The organism is Dehalobacter sp. TeCB1 (assembly GCF_001707455.1).
GTDB lineage: Bacteria > Bacillota > Desulfitobacteriia > Desulfitobacteriales > Syntrophobotulaceae > Dehalobacter > Dehalobacter restrictus.
The window spans coordinates 143,777-161,146 of sequence record NZ_MCHF01000002.1 but is presented as its reverse complement, the minus strand read 5'-3'; the positions used below and the strand labels follow the sequence as shown (position 1 = coordinate 161,146).

The following is a 17,370-nucleotide window of genomic DNA, read 5'->3' as shown; positions in this document are numbered from 1 at the left end:
TCAAACGATGGCCACGGATGGCCTAATGCCGCGATGCCACGGACGGCAAAGAGCGGTCCTACATATCGATATCTACGATGATCACTTCACTGCCTACTTTTTTAATGGCTTTCCAGGGGACGACCACATACCCGCCTTCTTTTTCACTGTTCTTATTAAAGAATCTTCCGTATCCCGCTCTTGAATCGATGATGATTGCCTCGATTTTTCCTTCGGGGCTAATTTTAATATCACTCTCACCAATTGAACCGAGCTTCGCGCCATCATGAAGATTAATAATTTCTTTTCCTGACAGTTCACTTAAAAGCATATTACACACTCCTGCCCCGGACCGTTTCCCATATTTTTTGACCATAGGGCTGCAGTATCGCAATGATCAGCGAAAAAACAGCCAGTGGCTTTATAAAATAAACCGATGAGGGATTCCAGATGTTTTCTGGTATTCCTAGAAAGGTCAGTAGCAGTTCCAAAGAAATATAAATTCCACCCGCAGTCCCGACCAGCTGGGTAATGGCTTTGGCCAAACGATTAGGTGCCTCAGGAGACCTCCACATCATGACTTTTACTCTGGTTCTCAATGATACAGCAATCCCGAGCGCCAGCAGAACACTATATAGAATACTCATAAACGCTTCAGGGCTTTCATTAGGAATCCCCCCTAAGCATATCTATGAGGGAAAAAACGGCATTATTCTTCCGTAAACGGGTAACGCTTTATTATCTTCCGTTGACGTGCGGAATACTGCTTTTGCAGTCAGAATCACAAACCTTCGATCTCTTTTCTGATAAGATACGTAAAAAGATAACGCTGGCCGGATTCTATCAGGATCGACGGACAGATAAAGAAAGGAAGATAATGATGAACAGAGCGAAACAAGGTTGGACAGTTACTTTGGCCGGAACAGGTATTAATTTGGCCCTTGGTGTCCTTTACACCTGGAGCGTCTTTGCAGCTGCCCTGATTGAGCAATTTCACTGGACTAAGACAGCGGCTTCTGTTCCGTATATGGTCGCCTGCGCAGTGTTTGCCTTGATGATGGTTCCCGGCGGATATCTTCAAGACCGGTACGGCCCCCGCTGGATTGCTGCCCTTGGCGGAATCATGGCAGGCAGTGGCTTAATCCTGAGCAGCTTTACGCACTCACTGACCATGCTGATCGTTACTTTCGGTTTAATTGCCGGGATGGGGATCGGTCTCGGATACTCGGCTGCGACACCTGCCGCAGTCAAATGGTTTCCCCCAGAGAAAAAAGGTCTGATCTCGGGTGTCGTTGTTGCCGGCTTTGGTTTGGCTTCTCTTTATATCGCACCATTAACCAATGCATTGCTGAGAAAGTTTGGCATAGAGAGCACCTTCCGTATTGAAGGGATCCTGTTCTTACTAATTATTGTTTTGCTTGCCCAGCTGCTGACTGTCCCTTCCACTTTAAGTGGCCAATCTCAGAGCAGTACGGCTTCCCCTTCAGCGGCTACTGCCTCGACAGGAGGCCTAAACTGGCAGCAAATGCTTATAAGACGGGAATTCTATCTGCTTTGGGTGATGTATGCGGCAGGAGCCAGCGCCGGGCTGATGATCATCAGCCAGCTTTCTTCAATTGCCAAGACGCAGGCCGGTATTTCCTGGGGGTACGCGATGGTCGCTTTACTGGCCGTTTTCAATGCCTCCGGCAGGGTTATTGCCGGTTGGCTTTCCGATAAAATAGGGCGTTCCTGGTCGATGCGTATTTTCTTTTTGATCCAGGCACTCAACATGCTCGCTTTCAGCACTTACAATACTCCGGTATTAATTGCGTTGGGTGCAGCGATTGCAGGATTAGGCTACGGTTCTTTGCTTTCACTCTTCCCATCAGCAACCTATGACTATTTTGGTACAAAACATGCCGGAGTAAATTATGGTTTTGTCTTTACTGCCTGGGGTGTCGGGGGTGTCTTTGGCCCCCTAATGGCAGCCCGAATCGCCGATGCCACAAAAAGCTATTCACTTGCGTTTACCATTTCGTGTATCCTATGTTTGTTAGCAGTCTTTTTGACTTTCTTTTTGAAAAAGCCGAAAAGGCTTAAGCAATAATTAATTAACTTAACTTTCCCACGAGAATGTTTAGCGGAAAGTAAGCGTCAAAGGAGACAGTGTATAGAAACTCCTATGGGATTATGGGACAATAAACTCTAAGTTAAAGTAATTCAAAGTTTTTCAAGTAAACTGTAAAAACTTTGAAAGGAGGCTTAGGGTTGGACACCAGGAAAGTTGCACAGCAATACCGACTGAGTCAATGGACCCAGCAAATCCGCGAATGCCGAAGTAGTGGTCAAACAGTAACTTGCTGGTGCGCTGAGCATAACATCAAGGAGACCACATACTTTTATTGGCTAAGGCGTATCCGTAAGGCTGCCTGCGAAGCCCTCCCTTCAATGAATGAAGGAAACAACTCCATTGTGCCGCTAAATATTCCGATCGCGCGAGTTGCTGCTGAGTCTGCCGATCGGCAAGTATTTCCGGATATCATCATTCGTTGTGATGCTATGACTTTGGAAATCCATAACAACGCATCTCAGACCTTGATTGAAAACACCTTGAGGGCCCTTCAAAATGTTCGGTGATATATCCAAAGCAGAGAAAATTTATATCGCTTGCGGGTATACCGACATGCGCAAATCCATTAACGGGCTGGCCGCTCTCGTCCAGCAGAACTTTCAATTAAACCCATTTCAAAACAGCTTATTTCTATTCTGTGGACACCGTCATGACCGGCTCAAAGCGCTTTATTGGGAAGGCGATGGCTTCGTGTTATTGTACAAGCGGCTGGAAACCGGCAAATTTAAGTGGCCGAGGAATGCTGAGGCTGTCCGCAGCGTCACTGTCCAGGAATTTCGCTGGCTTATGGAAGGGCTGTCCATTGACCAGCCCAGGGCTGTAAAAAAACTCAATACCGAGCAGTGTTTTTCTCTGTAAAATTAGTGCTAGCAGTGCCGAAAATCCGCATAAATACTGGATTCTTCGGCATTTTTATGGTACAATTATTACAGTAAAAACGTAAAGGATTTTGTGATTAATGAGTACGTCTCAAGAGATTAAGACTCTGGAAAATCGCATATCCGAATTGGAGAAGGAAAACAGACTTCTCCTGGAAACTGTTCACCATCTTACACGCAAACTATATGGCCGCAGTTCAGAGAAGACATCCGCCCTATCTTTAGGACAGATGTCTCTTTTTAATGAAGCGGAAATGGAATCCGATCCAAAGGTTAAAGAACCTGACTTAAAAAGAGTTAATGGGTACCAGAGAAAAAAAGCAAAAGATGGGCGAATGGAGCTTTTAGAAAACCTGCCGCATGAGAAGAAACTCTGCACGCTTGTCGAAGAAGAACGCTTCTGTGAGACATGCAGCACAGCTTTGGTCTCGGTAGGCGAAGAGTTCGTACGTACAGAGGTAGAATATATTCCGGCTAAACTGAAAGTGATCGATGTTTACCGGGAGACCTTCGAATGCCGTAGCTGCCGCAAAAATGGTTTGCCCTATATGGAAAAATCCCCAATGCCAGATCCCGTTATTCAACACTCTCTGGCGACATCTTCCACAGTAGCTTGGGTCATGCATCAGAAATTCGTAAATGCTATGCCGCTATATCGGCAGGAAAAAGAATGGAAGACACTCGGTTTGTCTTTAAGCCGCGCAACCATGGCGAATTGGATTATGGTCGCATCCCGTGACTGGCTTAGCCCCATCCTAAACCTGATGCATACTGAACTTCTTAAGGAACGCTATCTACATGCCGATGAAACACCTGTACAGGTCATGAATGAAGAAGGCCGGAAGAATACGAGCGATTCCTATATGTGGGTATACACTACAGCAAAAGATGCGGGACATCCCATTCGAATATTTGAGTATGAGCCAGGAAGAAATGGAATTTACCCGCAGGAGTTTCTTAAAGGATTTACGGGATTTTTACATACGGATGCCTACAGTGGTTACCAAAAAGTTGAGCGCATTACCCGCTGCCTTTGCTGGTCGCATCTGAGAAGAAACTTCGTTGATGCCCTGCCGAAGGATATTCGCGGACCGGATGATACCCTTTCGGGTCAAGGAATAAATTATTGCAATAAGCTTTTTGAGATAGAAAAAACACTGGAGAATCTGACAAGTGATGAACGAAGACTTAAGCGACTGGAGCAGGAAGTACCGGTACTTGATGCTTTTTGGGAATGGGCTGATTCCACTGCGGATAAAGTTCTACCAAAATCCAAACTGAGCCAGGCAATAAATTATGACTTAAGCCGTAAACCAGATCTGATAAATTACCTGAAGGATGGAAATTGCTCAATTTCCAATAATCTCGCTGAAAATTGCATTCGGCCTTTTACAATTGGCCGCAAGAATTGGCTATTTAGTGGCAGTCCCAAAGGTGCCGAGGCTAGTGCTGCAGTCTACAGCATAGTGGAAAGCGCCAAGGCTAATGGATTAAGCCCATACAAATACCTTGATTATATTTTTGATCGCTTACCGGGTGAACCGTTTGGGCAGTATCCAGAGATTCTTGAAAGTTATCTTCCGTGGAATCCGAAAATTCAAGCTATCTGCAAATAGAGCAAAGATTTCAGTTTACACTGTTCTTTGCTCTATTTCTATACACCCGCTTATTTGACGGTTACAGCGGAAAAACATTCTCGTGGGAAATCGGTTGACATCATGGAGTCTTCGTTTTATACGCTCAGGTTTGTCCCAAAGACGACGACGTCGAAAAATGCATATCCTTTCCTCCCAGATATGATAAATATTGAAAGAATGAATTGAACTAGATACATTAGAAAACAGCCTACTGCCGTAACCATTATCAGGCGTAAGCAGTAGACTAAAAGTAGTCATATAATTAATTTTTATCAGCTCTGAAATCTATACTTCTGTACTAGTTAAAAATATTAAACATTAGATTTTTCTATAATGTTATTTTCCCTGTAATACAGCTTCCACTGTATCATATGTTTTCGTTTGAATGGTGTATTTCGTGGTATTCTTTACCAATTCTTAGTTGCATATGAATATTTAATTAATTCAGTGCCGTCATCAAGACCTATTCCATGTTCCCCATAGCATTCCCAAACTTGAGTTCCTGGAATATTAAGTGCATTACATGAAGTAGATACAGACGTTCCAGTCAAATTACTATTTTCACTGTTATTCCGAAGTATGCCATCTTGATAAAAATCGTTTAAAACCCATTTCGCCCACGATTCACTTGTAGTGGTAGTTGATGTGCAGGTCATATTGATATATCCAGTTTGAATTGAAGAGCTACCTGACATTGTTACAGCGTAAGCTGCTACTGAAGAACATAAGATAATAGTTAAAGTTAATAAAGGAATTAGCTTCTTTTTCATCTTATTTCGCTGCCTCCTTTACCTTTTTATCGATTTTTTCAGGTTTATCTTTTGATATATCAAATTCGGTAAGAGTAATGCTATCATTCGGATGCAATACCCCTATAAATACTTTTTCTTTTCCGTCCAGGTAAAATATGGGCTTAAAGTCTCCTTGGGCAATCTCATTTTCTTGACGTAGCATTTTATAACATGAAATAAGCTTTGATCTAACTTCATCACTTTCTGTTGCAATGCTATCATCAAATAGATCTCTTAAATAAATTGGCTTTAGGCCTTGATTGTCCAAGTCAAAAGATCTTTGAATTGATTCTTTGACGGAGTATTCTTTATCTAAATACTTGTTATTGCTATCGGAAAAAGCGCTTCCCGAATACCCCACAATCAATACGAGGGCTAATGCTCCAACACATAATCCAATCCTTGAAACTAGTTTCTTTTTATTCATGTTTATCACCTCTTTCCATTATTCAAAAACAGGATCTACTATTCAGATACTTTCTCCATAAATTGACAACAAAACTTCTTTTGTATCAAGCGCCCTAGATTGTAGTGTTTACCTTAACTCTTTGGGTCTGTTCGGTTCATAGAACCATCCTAGGCAATTGGGCGTTATGATCCCGATAGCCCCGATAAACGCCAATACGGGTAAAATAATTGAAAATCTGAATTTCTTCGTAGTCCCCATACCTTTCAACTCCTTTGTATATTTTTGGATGCTGTAGTCATAGTTTATATGAAATATACAATGGATGGTTGATTTTGGAATGAAATTATCATTTGATGGAATGAAATAACATCTGAGATTAAATCTCATTCTTTGCATGCCCCTATCACTGGCTGTTACAAACTTTTTGCCAATACCAGTCAACATAAATCCCTGAACGGTTATGCCGATAATCGCAGGCGATAAGCACATTTCAATGACAATGGCCTTCTGCCACCCGGCGAGGGCGGTCTTCTGCTTCCAAATCGAAATATTGAGAGTTCATGAGAATTCGTTAGAAAACCCAGTGCCCGTTTTATCGAGAAAAGGTCACTTTTTTCTCACGCTTTCCTCCCAGACATGAACATGTACGAACTCATGATAATAGTGCTTGTTAAAAAAGGCTACGTTCAAATCCGCAGCCTTTCTTCCTACTTTATTTATTTTGCGTCTGAATTAGGCTGAACATCTACCGGCGTAATCCCTTGAATAGGTATTTCTATTTTTTCTCCTTTCTCATTTTGATAGATTACTTTGGAAATGTTTTTTTCGCTTCTATCAACCATCAAGTGTGCTTTAATTTTAAAGACTCCCGGTTCGTAATTCATCCCCTTTTCTTTCGCTTCCATTTTCATAGCATCTTGACTAGAGGTATATAATTTATCAAACGGATGATTCGTGTCCAATTCATAAACTTTGCCACTTTCTCCGACTAAAGCAGTAATGAAGCCAGTTGGCAGAAAAGATTTCCCTGGTCCATCAACATTGTCCATCTTAATTGTAATAGACGCACCCTTTTGATCTGGAACTGTGCTTCCTGGATAAAATGCTATTTCTGTCACAGTTAAATTCCAAGTGCCACGAAGGACTTTATTTGGTTCTACCTTGGTTATTGAAGCAATCTTGGGTGATTGTATATTACTACTTGCATAAACAGCTATACTCCCGATTAACATGATCGCGACTATTGTTAATACAATAGCTATTTTGTTAAACGAAAATTTCATGTAAATCCCTCCTTCTTTTAAAAAACTATATGTTTATATAATAATTTGACGGTGAAGACGTTCTAAAATTAGTGTGAACATACCCGTTTTGATAATTCAAAGTTCCTCCGGAAACATACGATGTTAATCTTAGATAGTAGAGATTGGAATAACTGTTGAACGCCATTGTATCAACATTTAGATACGCATTTGCAGGTACATCATAACCAACATAACTTGAGTCGCTTTCTGATGAATAAATGCTTAAAGCATATTTGGCTGTTGCTAAAGTAAACGATACAGCAGACCCGGAAGGGACATAACCATTTACGATAGAACTTGTTGTATACTTCCATCCTTTAAAATAATCCCAATCGCCACTTGTGCTTTGGTAAGCAAGTGCTTCACCTTGAGACAATGTCATTATAACTGAATATGAACTACCAGGTCCTGAACGCATATTAACTCCACCAGTAGTAACTTTTCTTATTTGTCCGTCTTGTGCTGCATATGTCGGAACTTGTAAGCCTAATAAAAGTAGAAGAACAAAAGCAAATGTAAACATTGTTCTTTTTGTTCTTTTCATTGTATCTTTACCTCCTTTAATAAAGTAAATTGTAAATGTACTTTTTCTTAATTCAGCTTTTTAGGTCTCTTCGGTTCATAAAACCATCCCAGGCAATTCGGCGTTATGATCCCGATAGCCCCGATAAACGCCAATACGGGTAAAATAATTGAAAATCTGAATTTCTTCGTAGTCCCCATACCTTTCAACTCCTTTGTATATTTTTGGATGCTGTAGTCATAGTTTATATGAAATATACAATGGATGGTTGATTTTGGAATGAAATTATCATTTGATGGAATGAAATGACATCTCAGATTAAATCTTCATTCTTTGCATGCCCCTATCACTGGCTGTTACAAACTTTTTACCGATGCCAGTCAACATAAATCCCTGAACGGCTATGCCGATAATCGCAGGGAATAAGAACATTTCAATTATTCCATTGAAAGGAGTATTGACTGCAATTATTTTGGTAATTAATGATAAACCGACAAAAATTAGTATTGTAAACACAAGACAACGCCGGTAACTGGAGCAATGGGACCCGCCGGTAAACACCCTTAAAACTAAAGCTGAAAGCATTATTACGAGTGTATAAACAGTTGACCCTAAAAAAGCGGATATACCTACCGTCAAAACAAATTCGATCATCACGCCAAGTGTCAAGGATAATCCGTATTCTATTTTCGCTTTTTGAGCAGTATCCATCGTGCTGTCTTTAGTCATATTTGCAGTCAGATGATGAGCAATCTCCTCTAAACTGAACAATTTCTCACCCTTCCTCCAGGTTATGTTTGGGGATTTCTACCATGATTCTAAATTGATGATTGGCAGTGTCAATGTTTATACTGCCATCCAATCGCTCAACAAGCTTACTTACGATCGCTAAACCTTGTCCCCTGTCTTCTCCTTTGGTACTAAAACCTTCTTTTACAAAAAGTCTATCAGAGTTGGCGTTTGTCGCAGACATTGGATTAATGAATTGGAATGTGTATTCTAAGGGATCTTGGTAAAAAATAATACTGATTTTTCTGGAAGAAAGATCCAATTCCTGAACGGCTTCTATTGCATTGTTGAATAGATTCCCTAATATCCCTACAAGATCTAGAACATGCCTTTTGCTGCATTTGATTTTCGTTTTCAGGACTAAATTGACTTCAATATTTTTATGCTTCGCTTCTTGAATTTCAGAAGTAAAAAGGATATCCATTTCATCAACGCCTGTATCGACCTTCAATAAAACATCGTTTATAGAGTGAATGTAAGAATCCAGGTATTCACTTAATTCAGTGTATTTTTCAAGACTCAGTAAGCCATGAATGACGGTGAGATGGTTTTTCAAATCATGATGATGCTGACGGTAAATGCGATTTTGCTCAATCAGGTTGGCATATTTTATTTCAGTTGACTTCAGTTTCTCATCTTCCAGCCCTTTCATGTACAAAGATTTGACAACAACTACGGCAACTAAATTTAATAAAATAATGATAAAGCCAAAAATCAACTCCAGTAATTCTGCATGCACAGGCTGAAGGAAGGAATAACTTTTCATATAACCATTGTTCAGCAGAATCACGGTGAATAGAGCCTGTATAACGAAAACAAAAATAGATATTTTATAAATATTGATCTTCATGCCTGAATTCCTTTGAACTTTTTCGGTTTATTGTTTTTTTATTTCGGGTAAAATGCCCGATGAGCAACTGAAGTCCCAACATCACAAGGATTTGGGGGATGAACCAGACAATTTTAAGAAGTAAATCTTCTTCGATCAAATTTGGGCTGACACCTGAAAAAATCTGCCAGGTCTTCACATTGACAAATTCGATCGATAAATACGAAGAAATAGCTAATAAACCGACGGCTGCCGCTTCAAAAACCGGGATTGAGGCCAAGGTCTTTAGAAGGAAAATAATCATTAACGCGGATATTACAATATTTAAGATAAAACTTCCCGTTATCCAACGTGAGATATACACAGCAACCCCGAGTACGGATCCCATTTCTATCATTTTAAGCATGTTAATTTTCTTACCCAATATACTAAAAGCTAAATAAAGGATCACAATAGATTCAGGAATCGAAAAAATAATAATCTCTATTAAACGCTGCGCCATTGACTCTGTCCACCTTCTCCTAAAAATAGTTTCAAACGTTCCCGGAATTCTGGATAGCGTTTCTTTTGAAGATAAGCGCTTTCTTTTATACCTTGAAAAGTAATTTGAAAAGTTGTTCTGGAGGTTGGTCTGACCGCATCAATCCATCGCAGATTGACTAAATAGGAGCGATTGCTTCTAAAGAACTGTCTTTTATCCAAACGTTCCTCTAATTCCCGTATCAGATGAAGACAGGTGAGGGTTTTTTTCATGGTATAAATGATACTCTTTTTCGCCATTGCTTCCACAAAACAAATCTCCTCCTGCCTTAATATCTCCACTGAATCAGTCGTTTTTAATTCAATCAGTAAGCCTGGAATCAATGACTTTTTCATAATTCTGCTCATCGTTTGGTTCAGTCTTGCGATATCCAGTGGTTTGGTGATGAAGTCGGAGGCATAAAGGCGTACAGCCTCTTGGAGATAATGTTCATCCGCTGTGATCAGGATGATCTCCATGTACGGATAATCCTCCCTGACTAATTCAGCTACCTGTATTCCGGAGATTCCTGGCAAACCAATATCCAAAAACAGAATATCAGGATGCATTTTGTTGATTTGCATCAGGAACTCTTCCCCGCTGGAAAATGTGCAGACGACTTCAATATCTAAAGTGGAGGAAATCACCGTTGCGAGTTTCTGCCGAAAAAATACATCATCTTCTACAATAACGGCTTTATACAACAAAATCACCTTCCAACAACTATAATGTAAAAATATCCATATATCTTTTACAATTCTATGCAAATATGGTATATCCTTCTTTAACGGCCTCTTATATTCTCAGAAACTTAGTAAAAAAAATACGACCCATACTAAGAGGGTCGTTACCTAATTATTTTTTATTTATGCTTCGTCTTGTTCACATAATTCTTAGACTCCCGTCGACCCAAAGCCCCCTTCACCTCTGGCTGTATCCCCAAGGTCTTCTACTTCGTAAAAAGCAGTCCTACAGACGGGTATAAATGCGATCTGGGCAATTCGATCGCCGTTGCTGATCGTAACGTCTTCCTGCCCGAGATTGATCATTAATACTTTGATTTCACCCCGGAAATCAGAATCAATAACACCGACACCGTTACTCAAGGTAAGCCCTTTTTTATCCGCTAGGCCGCTGCGGGCAAATACAAAAGCTGCGATTTGCGGACCTGGCAGCTCTATAGCGATACCGGTCGGGACTCTCACTCTTTCCCCTGGTCGCACCACCATTTTCTGGTCCAGACAGGCATATAGATCTGCGCCGGCAGCCCCCGCGGTTGCATACAATGGTATTTCAGGCTTTTGGGTATCCCCGGCCGAAATTCGTTTAAATCTAACTTTAACCGTTTCTTCCATCCTAATTTTTCCTCTTCTTTATTCCTTTATCTGTTTTTATCTCTTTTATTTCTTCATTCTGTCTTTTCACCTAGTAATTAGGCAAAGGCTTCATCAACTAGTTTTTCAATATCCGAATGATAATCCTTCTGTCCCAGCGTGAGGATGCTGATTTTGTCTTTCTGCCAGAGACGCTCCATCACTCTCGTAATATCGGCCGTGGTGACCTTTTCCAGTTTTTCGACTGCCTCTTCCGGTGTTTTTACTTCGCCGAAAGACAGCTCTGTTTTGCCGAGTCTGCTCATTCTACTACTGACAGATTCTAGCCCCAAATAAAGGTTGCCCTTGATCTGGGCTTTCGTTTTCATGAGTTCCTCTTCAGTTAATCCTTCTCTTTTTAATTTATTCAATTCATCGAGAATGCATTTGATGACTTCATCCGTATTCCCGGGGCTCGTGCCTGCATACACCGCAAACAGACCGGTGTCGGCATAGGTGGAGTGATAGGAATAGACGGAATAAGCCAGACCTCTCTGTTCCCTGATTTCCTGAAAAAGGCGTGAACTAAGCCCTCCACCTAAGATGCTGTTGATCACATGCATCACATAGATATCCTCATGATCCTGCCCAAGACCCGGAACCCCGACAATCAGGTGCATCTGCTCGGTATCTTTGCCCATTGTTTTTCGGAAGGTCGTCCCCTGAGGGTTTTCCTTGATGGAATCTGTTCTTTGTCTCTGAAAATCACCGAACATGGCTAGCTGGCGGATGATATCCTCATGCTTGATTTTTCCGGCTACCGCAATGACGACCTGATCAGGTGTATAGTGCGTCTCTAGATAATGCCTGACCTTCTCACTGCTTAAACCATGAATGGTTTCTTCAATACCGAGGATCGGTTTGCCCAGCGGGTCTTTATGCCAGACATACTGGGAAAAGAGATCATGGATCAGCTCATCCGGAGAATCCTGATACATTTTGATTTCTTCAATGACAACATTTTTTTCTTTATCCATCTCCTTCGGATCAAAGAGAGAGTTAAAAAACATATCACTTAAGACATCAATCGCCAGTGAGATGTCCTCATCGAGCACTTTGGCATAATAACAGGTAAGCTCCTTGGTCGTAAACGCATTAATCTGGCCGCCGACTGCTTCCAGAGATTCTGCAAGCTGACGTGCACTTCGTTTTACGGTTCCTTTGAAAAACATATGTTCAATGAAATGAGAAATACCTTCATACCCTTCCGTTTCATTGCGGGATCCTGTTCCGACCCAGATCCCAATCGCCACGGAACGGACATAATCAATCTCTTCGGTGATGATTCGGACCCCGTTAGGCAATACGTGTTTTCGATGCAATGATCTTCCTCCTTAAGCACTTTGATAACGCTCTATTTAGTTTATCCTTTCTTAGAAAAGAAATCCAGTAAATCGTCCACAAAGATTCGGACTTTTCCGGGAAGATTACCTGGGTTTTCCCCATCATGCTGTGCCAGGAGCGGTACTTCTTTAAGAAGTTTATTCTCTGCATAAATTTGATAATGACCCAAAATGTCTCCCTCTTTAATTGGATAGTCAATTTCCGTCCTTAGGTTTATCTGCATTTTAAGGCCTTTGATCATGTCTTTTTCAAGACAGAGCCGGATATCTTCGCTTAGAACCAGCGGAATTTCCGTATCTGAAATCGGAAAGTTGCCTGCAACGTCCCCTTTTTTCCCTATTTCAATGATTCCGGTATAATCAAAGCCCCATTGCAGAAGTCTTTGGGCATCTCCGAAACGATCCGGGGCATTCAGTACAACGCAGATCAGTCTCCGCCCGTCTTTACTGGCTGACGCGACCAGGCATTTCCCGGCTGCATTGGTCGTTCCCGTTTTTACACCATCCGCCAAAGGGTAATTCCACAGAAGTTTATTGGTGTTTTTGGCATTTTGAGACTTACGGGGCTCCTCAAAGTTAATGACTGAATATTTTTGGCTTACAATTTCGGCAAATTGAGGGGCATTCATCGCATATCTGGTGATGAGGGCCAGGTCAAACGCCGTGGAATAATGATTTGGATCGGGCAGACCGTTCGGATTTACAAAATTTGTGCGATAAGCGCCCAGTGAGGCTGCTTTCTGATTCATCAGCCGGATGAACTCATCCTGGCTTCCCGCGGTCTTTTCAGCGAGCGCGACACACGCATCATTGCCGGAGCTTAAGAGCGCCCCTTCCAGCAACTCTCCAATCTTAATCTTGTCCCCCTTGTCCAGATAGATAGAAGATTCCCCAACACCGCCTGCTTTCTCACTGACCGTGGTTATCTCCTCAGGCTCTGTCAGCTCCAGAGCCAGGATTGCGGTCATAATCTTGGTGGTGCTGGCGGGTGGCCGTTGGACATTCCCGTCTCTGTCATATAGTAGCTCTCCTGTTTCCGCGTCAAGCAGCACTGCCGAATGCGCTGTTACATATGGAAGCGTCCATTTTCCGCTGGATAAACTGGACGTCTCGATCGTCATTTCTCCGGACAACCTGGTATTTTGGGCATATAGAGGACTGCCTGCTGTCAGCATCATGGTCAGCAAACTCAGAATTATGCCCAAGAATCTTTTTTTCAATTGTACCACCCCTTCATTTTGCTCAAGGAGTAGTATTTCCTGTTAATCCAGTTGTTATTAATTTTTCTATCGTTACGAAACTAAAACCTTCATTTTTTAAACCGGCTAAGATATCGGGCAACGCCTTGACTGTATTTTTCTTGGGATGCATCAGGACAATGGCACCTTTTTTCTCCGGTTTTACGCCATATCGTATTTTAGGATCCAGAATTCTCTGGGTTATCAGTTCCGGCGTGCTCTCCAGCTTCCAGTCAATCGTGTCCAGCGTCCAGAGGATGGTCGTATAGCCCAGTTCATCTGCTGCCTGAAGTCCATTTTTCCCTTTTTCCCCATACGGAGGGGCATAGTATATTGTTTTGCACCCGGTCACTTCTTTAATTATATTTTCCGTCTTGCTTAACTCTTCTTTATTTTGAACCACAGTCAGGTTGTCCGGATGCGGATGGGAATAGCTGTGATTGCCGAGCAAATGGCCTTTTGCTGCAATCTGCTGAATGAGTTCGGGATGTTTGGCGGCCCATTTCCCCGTCACAAAAAAAGTTGCCTTGGCCTGATAACGGTCGAGGATATCCAGTATTTCCGGGATATACGATTCCCCCCAATCGACATTGATTGTCAGCGCAATGATTTTATTATCTGTCTGAACTTGATCGATCGGAACAGGCAAATTCTGGTTGCTGACTCCAACGACCCGGCTTTGCATCAAGGTAAGACCGATAAACACAACCAGCAGGGTAATTACTTTAAATTTGATCTTAGTCAGAGGAAAAAATGACATCTGCATCCCCTCCCCTACATTAATATGACGATGAGAAGTAATACAGACGTTATTCTATATTGACTATTAAATACTTATTTGAGGCGGGTGCTCCGCTTGACGCTGGTTATGCATTACGGAGACATTAATTTCAGTACCATAACGCCCAGATAGAAAAAAGACGCCTCAATTATATGAGACGCCTTCTGTAAGCTGAAGTTAGTCAGCTTTGTTAATTAATGATTGCAGGCCTAAGCTCGCAAAAATTCCTTATTCTTTCTGGCCCTGGCTCTGTCCGAGAGCTTCTTTACGGGACAGGTTCAATCTGCCCTGCTTGTCAATGCCGGTAGCCTTGACGATGATCTCGTCGCCAAGTTTGACGACATCTTCTACTTTGTTCACGCGGTTCACATCGAGCTGGGAGATATGCACAAGGCCGTCTTTTCCCGGAAGTCCAAGCACACCTGGAATGACTTCGACAAAGGCGCCAAAATCCATGATCCGGACAACTTTGCCTTTGTAGATCTTCCCGACTTCAATGTCCCGCGTCAAAGAGCGAATAATCTCAGCTGCCTTGTCTCCGGCTTCACCGTCAACCGCAGCAATAAATACCTGTCCGTCATCTTCGATATCGATCTTGACCTTGGTTTCTTCTACGATCTTCTTAATGATCTTGCCGCCTGGTCCGATGACATCTCTGATTTTGTCAGGATGAATGGTAAAGGTAATAATTCGCGGTGCAAATGGCGAGAGATTCGGTCTGGGCTGCGGCAGGACCTGCAGCATTTTATCCAGGATGAACATCCTGCCAGCCTTGGCCTGAGCCAGAGCCTGAGCGAGGATTTCACGGTTGACGCCTTTGATCTTGATATCCATCTGCAGTGCTGTAATGCCCTCGGCAGTACCGGCTACTTTAAAGTCCATATCACCGTCGTGGTCTTCTAAACCCTGAATATCGGTAAGAATCGCAAAATGGTCTTCTTCTTTGATCAATCCCATCGCAATCCCAGCTACCGGAGCCTTAATCGGAACCCCAGCATCCATTAGAGCGAGTGTGCTGCCGCAGACGGAAGCCATGGAGCTCGATCCGTTGGATTCCAATACTTCGGAAACCAGACGCAGCGTATACGGGAATTCACTTTCCGGAGGAATCATCGGCAGCAGGGCACGTTCAGCCAAAGCGCCGTGACCAATCTCACGTCTGCCCGGTCCCCTGTTCGGACGGACTTCGCCGACACTGAAGGCCGGGAAATTATAATGATGCATATAACGTTTGGAATCTTCCAATCCCAGACCGTCGATGATTTGCTCATCACCGGCAGCTCCTAATGTCGCAACCGTGAGTACCTGTGTCTGTCCGCGCGTAAACAAACCGGTGCCGTGTGTTCTCGGCAGACGTCCGACTTCAATCGTAATCGGTCTGATCTCATCCAAAGCACGGCCATCAGGTCTGATATGTTCGTGGGTAATCAGCTTGCGGATAATTTTATGGGTCAGGTCATCCAATATTTTCGTAACTAATTTTAAGTCCTCAGGAAATTCCTCGGCGAAAACTTCGAGCGCGTCTGCTTTGACCTTGTCAACAGCTTCCTGGCGGGCCAGTTTTTCTTCAATACGGATAGCCTGATCGAGCTTGTCATGACCCCACGCCAGGACCTTTTCGGATATTTCCGCAGGGATCTCGACCGGAGTGACTTCTCTTTTAGCCTTGGCAAGTCCCACTTCCAGGGCTGCTTCCCTGTATCTCTCAATGAATTCTGCTATCTTTTTAATTTCTTCGTGCGCAAACATGATCGCTTCGAGCATCTGATCCTCGGGAACTTCCTTGGCACCAGCCTCGACCATCATAATCGCATCTTTGGTTCCAGCAACAGTCAGCTGCATTTTGCTGATTTCCGCTTGGGCTACCGTCGGGTTAACGACAAACTCGCCGTCGACAAGCCCGACAACCACGGCGGCAATAGGACCCAGAAAAGGAATATCGGAAATCGTGAGCGCAGCCGAAACTGCGTTGATAGCCGTTACGTCCGGTGCACAGTCCTGATCGACGGACATGACCATCGCACTGATCTGTACATCGTTGCGGTAACCGTCCGGGAAAAGCGGACGGACCGGTCTGTCTATCAGTCTTGACGACAATATGGACCTCTCACTAGGTCTGCCTTCTCTTTTGATGAATCCACCGGGAATCTTTCCTACGGCATAAAAACGTTCTTCCAAATCAACAGTCAAAGGGAAAAAGTCGATCCCTTCTCGTGGTTTAGAACTGGTCGTTGCAAATGCAGATATGACTGTGTCTCCATATCTGGCATAAATTGCCCCACCGGCTTGACGACCTATGATACCGGTTTCAAACGACAGGTTTCTGCCTCCAACCTGTAGCGAGCGTTCCAAGACTTCTTGAGTCACTTTGGAAACCTCCTTAAATACGCTTCTTTTATTCACAATTTTTTATATCCGGAATGTGTTCGACATATTATTTATTATTTCCTGCACCCGAACAAAAAAAACAATCCGGACAATTTTTCTTAAGGATAAATACCCTAATACATAAATACAAAGAGCGCTGAACACGCTCCTGTAAATATCAACATATAAATTGAATGACCAAAATATTTTCGATGGCTTTTAGTGACGTAAGCCGAGTTCTGTGACTACTGTGCGGTAACGGTTAAAATCGGATTTCTTGAGGTAGTTCAGCATTGCACGGCGTTGTCCAATCAATTTAAAAAGACCCCGGCGGGAATGATGATCTTTCTTATGGGTCTTGAAGTGTTCTGTCAACTCACTGATTCTTGTAGTGAGAAGAGCGATCTGAACCTCGGGTGAACCTGTGTCTCCTTCATGCTGCTGAAACTTCGCAATGATATCCTTCTTTTTCTCCGGTGTAAGCATTGGTTCTGCA

22 protein-coding genes are annotated in these 17,370 nt (G+C 42.7%); 4 read left to right on the top strand and 18 right to left on the bottom strand.

All coding sequences use genetic code 11. The annotated features are described in order from the left end of the window. Positions 1-58: 58 nt before the first annotated feature. Both A7D23_RS00785 and A7D23_RS00780 read right to left on the bottom strand, forming a co-directional pair. Entirely contained in the window at positions 59-310 is a 252-nt protein-coding gene (locus tag A7D23_RS00785; protein ID WP_019226749.1) for a YlmC/YmxH family sporulation protein, read from the bottom strand. Between the two features lies 1 nt (position 311). Further along, positions 312-626, bottom strand: coding sequence for a hypothetical protein (locus tag A7D23_RS00780; protein ID WP_019226748.1), 315 nt, complete (start codon positions 624-626; stop codon positions 312-314). 233 nt (positions 627-859) lie between these two features. On the opposite strand from A7D23_RS00780, the gene A7D23_RS00775 reads away from it, so the two are divergent. From A7D23_RS00775 to A7D23_RS00760, 4 genes are all read left to right on the top strand, one after another. Further along, positions 860-2,068 carry an OFA family MFS transporter gene (locus A7D23_RS00775; protein WP_025205426.1) on the top strand — a complete coding sequence of 403 codons (1,209 nt, stop codon included), beginning with the start codon at positions 860-862 and terminating at the stop codon, positions 2,066-2,068. Between the two features lie 161 nt (positions 2,069-2,229). Then, positions 2,230-2,598: a hypothetical protein gene (locus A7D23_RS00770; RefSeq protein ID WP_019226746.1), complete on the top strand. Its 369-nt coding sequence runs from the start codon at positions 2,230-2,232 to the stop codon at positions 2,596-2,598. Further along, positions 2,588-2,950: an IS66 family insertion sequence element accessory protein TnpB gene (tnpB, locus tag A7D23_RS00765; protein ID WP_019226745.1), complete on the top strand. Its 363-nt coding sequence runs from the start codon at positions 2,588-2,590 to the stop codon at positions 2,948-2,950. The genes A7D23_RS00770 and tnpB overlap by 11 nt, the downstream gene beginning before the upstream one ends. A 100-nt stretch (positions 2,951-3,050) precedes the next feature. Next, positions 3,051-4,586 (top strand): IS66 family transposase, encoded by a 1,536-nt coding sequence (locus tag A7D23_RS00760; RefSeq protein WP_019226744.1) that lies wholly within the window; start codon positions 3,051-3,053, stop codon positions 4,584-4,586. Positions 4,587-5,014: 428 nt separating this feature from the next. Here the strand turns inward: A7D23_RS00760 and A7D23_RS00755 are convergent, their stop codons facing one another. The 16 genes from A7D23_RS00755 to rpsO all read right to left on the bottom strand — a co-directional run bounded on the left by A7D23_RS00755 (position 5,015) and on the right by rpsO (position 17,360). Continuing rightward, positions 5,015-5,377, bottom strand: coding sequence for a hypothetical protein (locus tag A7D23_RS00755; protein WP_019226743.1), 363 nt, complete (start codon positions 5,375-5,377; stop codon positions 5,015-5,017). A gap of 1 nt (position 5,378) precedes the next feature. Next, the gene (locus A7D23_RS00750; RefSeq protein ID WP_019226742.1) at positions 5,379-5,825 is read right to left on the bottom strand and encodes a hypothetical protein; all 447 of its coding nucleotides are present in this window, start codon (positions 5,823-5,825) and stop codon (positions 5,379-5,381) included. Between the two features lie 108 nt (positions 5,826-5,933). After that, positions 5,934-6,065, bottom strand: coding sequence for a cyclic lactone autoinducer peptide (locus tag A7D23_RS15445; RefSeq protein WP_083221837.1), 132 nt, complete (start codon positions 6,063-6,065; stop codon positions 5,934-5,936). Between the two features lie 458 nt (positions 6,066-6,523). Next, positions 6,524-7,090, bottom strand: a complete 567-nt coding sequence (locus tag A7D23_RS15440) for a hypothetical protein (protein ID WP_019226931.1) — start codon at positions 7,088-7,090, stop codon at positions 6,524-6,526. Positions 7,091-7,115: 25 nt separating this feature from the next. After that, a complete protein-coding gene (locus A7D23_RS00735; RefSeq protein WP_019226932.1) occupies positions 7,116-7,655 on the bottom strand; it encodes an SH3 domain-containing protein in 540 nt (179 codons plus the stop codon). Positions 7,656-7,702: 47 nt separating this feature from the next. Next, on the bottom strand, positions 7,703-7,834 hold the full coding sequence (locus A7D23_RS15435; RefSeq protein ID WP_083221836.1) for a cyclic lactone autoinducer peptide: 132 nt from the start codon (positions 7,832-7,834) through the stop codon (positions 7,703-7,705). A gap of 118 nt (positions 7,835-7,952) precedes the next feature. Continuing rightward, positions 7,953-8,405 (bottom strand): accessory gene regulator B family protein, encoded by a 453-nt coding sequence (locus tag A7D23_RS00730; RefSeq protein WP_025205421.1) that lies wholly within the window; start codon positions 8,403-8,405, stop codon positions 7,953-7,955. A gap of 4 nt (positions 8,406-8,409) precedes the next feature. Continuing rightward, a complete protein-coding gene (locus tag A7D23_RS00725; protein WP_019226882.1) occupies positions 8,410-9,273 on the bottom strand; it encodes a GHKL domain-containing protein in 864 nt (287 codons plus the stop codon). Continuing rightward, complete coding sequence (locus A7D23_RS00720) at positions 9,254-9,754, bottom strand: hypothetical protein (protein ID WP_025205420.1); 501 nt, start codon at positions 9,752-9,754, stop codon at positions 9,254-9,256. The genes A7D23_RS00725 and A7D23_RS00720 overlap by 20 nt, the downstream gene beginning before the upstream one ends. After that, positions 9,739-10,479 carry a LytTR family DNA-binding domain-containing protein gene (locus tag A7D23_RS00715; protein WP_141690618.1) on the bottom strand — a complete coding sequence of 247 codons (741 nt, stop codon included), beginning with the start codon at positions 10,477-10,479 and terminating at the stop codon, positions 9,739-9,741. Before A7D23_RS00715 ends, A7D23_RS00720 begins: the two co-directional genes overlap by 16 nt. A 186-nt stretch (positions 10,480-10,665) precedes the next feature. Then, positions 10,666-11,127, bottom strand: a complete 462-nt coding sequence (gene dut / locus A7D23_RS00710; protein ID WP_019226879.1) for a dUTP diphosphatase — start codon at positions 11,125-11,127, stop codon at positions 10,666-10,668. A gap of 77 nt (positions 11,128-11,204) precedes the next feature. Beyond that, complete coding sequence (locus A7D23_RS00705; RefSeq protein ID WP_019226878.1) at positions 11,205-12,467, bottom strand: pitrilysin family protein; 1,263 nt, start codon at positions 12,465-12,467, stop codon at positions 11,205-11,207. A gap of 41 nt (positions 12,468-12,508) precedes the next feature. Beyond that, on the bottom strand, positions 12,509-13,717 hold the full coding sequence (locus tag A7D23_RS00700) for a D-alanyl-D-alanine carboxypeptidase family protein (protein ID WP_242837046.1): 1,209 nt from the start codon (positions 13,715-13,717) through the stop codon (positions 12,509-12,511). A 13-nt stretch (positions 13,718-13,730) separates the two neighbouring features. Beyond that, positions 13,731-14,486: a polysaccharide deacetylase family protein gene (locus tag A7D23_RS00695; protein WP_019226876.1), complete on the bottom strand. Its 756-nt coding sequence runs from the start codon at positions 14,484-14,486 to the stop codon at positions 13,731-13,733. 249 nt (positions 14,487-14,735) lie between these two features. Continuing rightward, entirely contained in the window at positions 14,736-16,874 is a 2,139-nt protein-coding gene (locus A7D23_RS00690; protein ID WP_025205418.1) for a polyribonucleotide nucleotidyltransferase, read from the bottom strand. Positions 16,875-17,093: 219 nt separating this feature from the next. Further along, on the bottom strand, positions 17,094-17,360 hold the full coding sequence (gene rpsO / locus A7D23_RS00685; RefSeq protein WP_015044114.1) for a 30S ribosomal protein S15: 267 nt from the start codon (positions 17,358-17,360) through the stop codon (positions 17,094-17,096). Positions 17,361-17,370: the final 10 nt, after the last annotated feature.

Excerpts from the sequence above, each read along its gene's own strand:
- A7D23_RS00785 (WP_019226749.1), bottom strand. The coding sequence starts at position 310 with ATGCTTTTAAGTGAACTGTCAGGAAAAGAAATTATTAATCTTCATGAT.
- A7D23_RS00780 (WP_019226748.1), bottom strand. The coding sequence starts at position 626 with ATGAGTATTCTATATAGTGTTCTGCTGGCGCTCGGGATTGCTGTATCA.
- A7D23_RS00775 (WP_025205426.1), top strand. The coding sequence starts at position 860 with ATGAACAGAGCGAAACAAGGTTGGACAGTTACTTTGGCCGGAACAGGT.
- tnpB (WP_019226745.1), top strand. The coding sequence starts at position 2,588 with ATGTTCGGTGATATATCCAAAGCAGAGAAAATTTATATCGCTTGCGGG.
- A7D23_RS00760 (WP_019226744.1), top strand. The coding sequence starts at position 3,051 with ATGAGTACGTCTCAAGAGATTAAGACTCTGGAAAATCGCATATCCGAA.
- A7D23_RS00755 (WP_019226743.1), bottom strand. The coding sequence starts at position 5,377 with ATGAAAAAGAAGCTAATTCCTTTATTAACTTTAACTATTATCTTATGT.
- A7D23_RS00750 (WP_019226742.1), bottom strand. The coding sequence starts at position 5,825 with ATGAATAAAAAGAAACTAGTTTCAAGGATTGGATTATGTGTTGGAGCA.
- A7D23_RS15445 (WP_083221837.1), bottom strand. The coding sequence starts at position 6,065 with ATGGGGACTACGAAGAAATTCAGATTTTCAATTATTTTACCCGTATTG.
- A7D23_RS15440 (WP_019226931.1), bottom strand. The coding sequence starts at position 7,090 with ATGAAATTTTCGTTTAACAAAATAGCTATTGTATTAACAATAGTCGCG.
- A7D23_RS00735 (WP_019226932.1), bottom strand. The coding sequence starts at position 7,655 with ATGAAAAGAACAAAAAGAACAATGTTTACATTTGCTTTTGTTCTTCTA.
- A7D23_RS15435 (WP_083221836.1), bottom strand. The coding sequence starts at position 7,834 with ATGGGGACTACGAAGAAATTCAGATTTTCAATTATTTTACCCGTATTG.
- A7D23_RS00725 (WP_019226882.1), bottom strand. The coding sequence starts at position 9,273 with ATGAAGATCAATATTTATAAAATATCTATTTTTGTTTTCGTTATACAG.
- A7D23_RS00720 (WP_025205420.1), bottom strand. The coding sequence starts at position 9,754 with ATGGCGCAGCGTTTAATAGAGATTATTATTTTTTCGATTCCTGAATCT.
- dut (WP_019226879.1), bottom strand. The coding sequence starts at position 11,127 with ATGGAAGAAACGGTTAAAGTTAGATTTAAACGAATTTCGGCCGGGGAT.
- A7D23_RS00695 (WP_019226876.1), bottom strand. The coding sequence starts at position 14,486 with ATGTCATTTTTTCCTCTGACTAAGATCAAATTTAAAGTAATTACCCTG.
- rpsO (WP_015044114.1), bottom strand. The coding sequence starts at position 17,360 with ATGCTTACACCGGAGAAAAAGAAGGATATCATTGCGAAGTTTCAGCAG.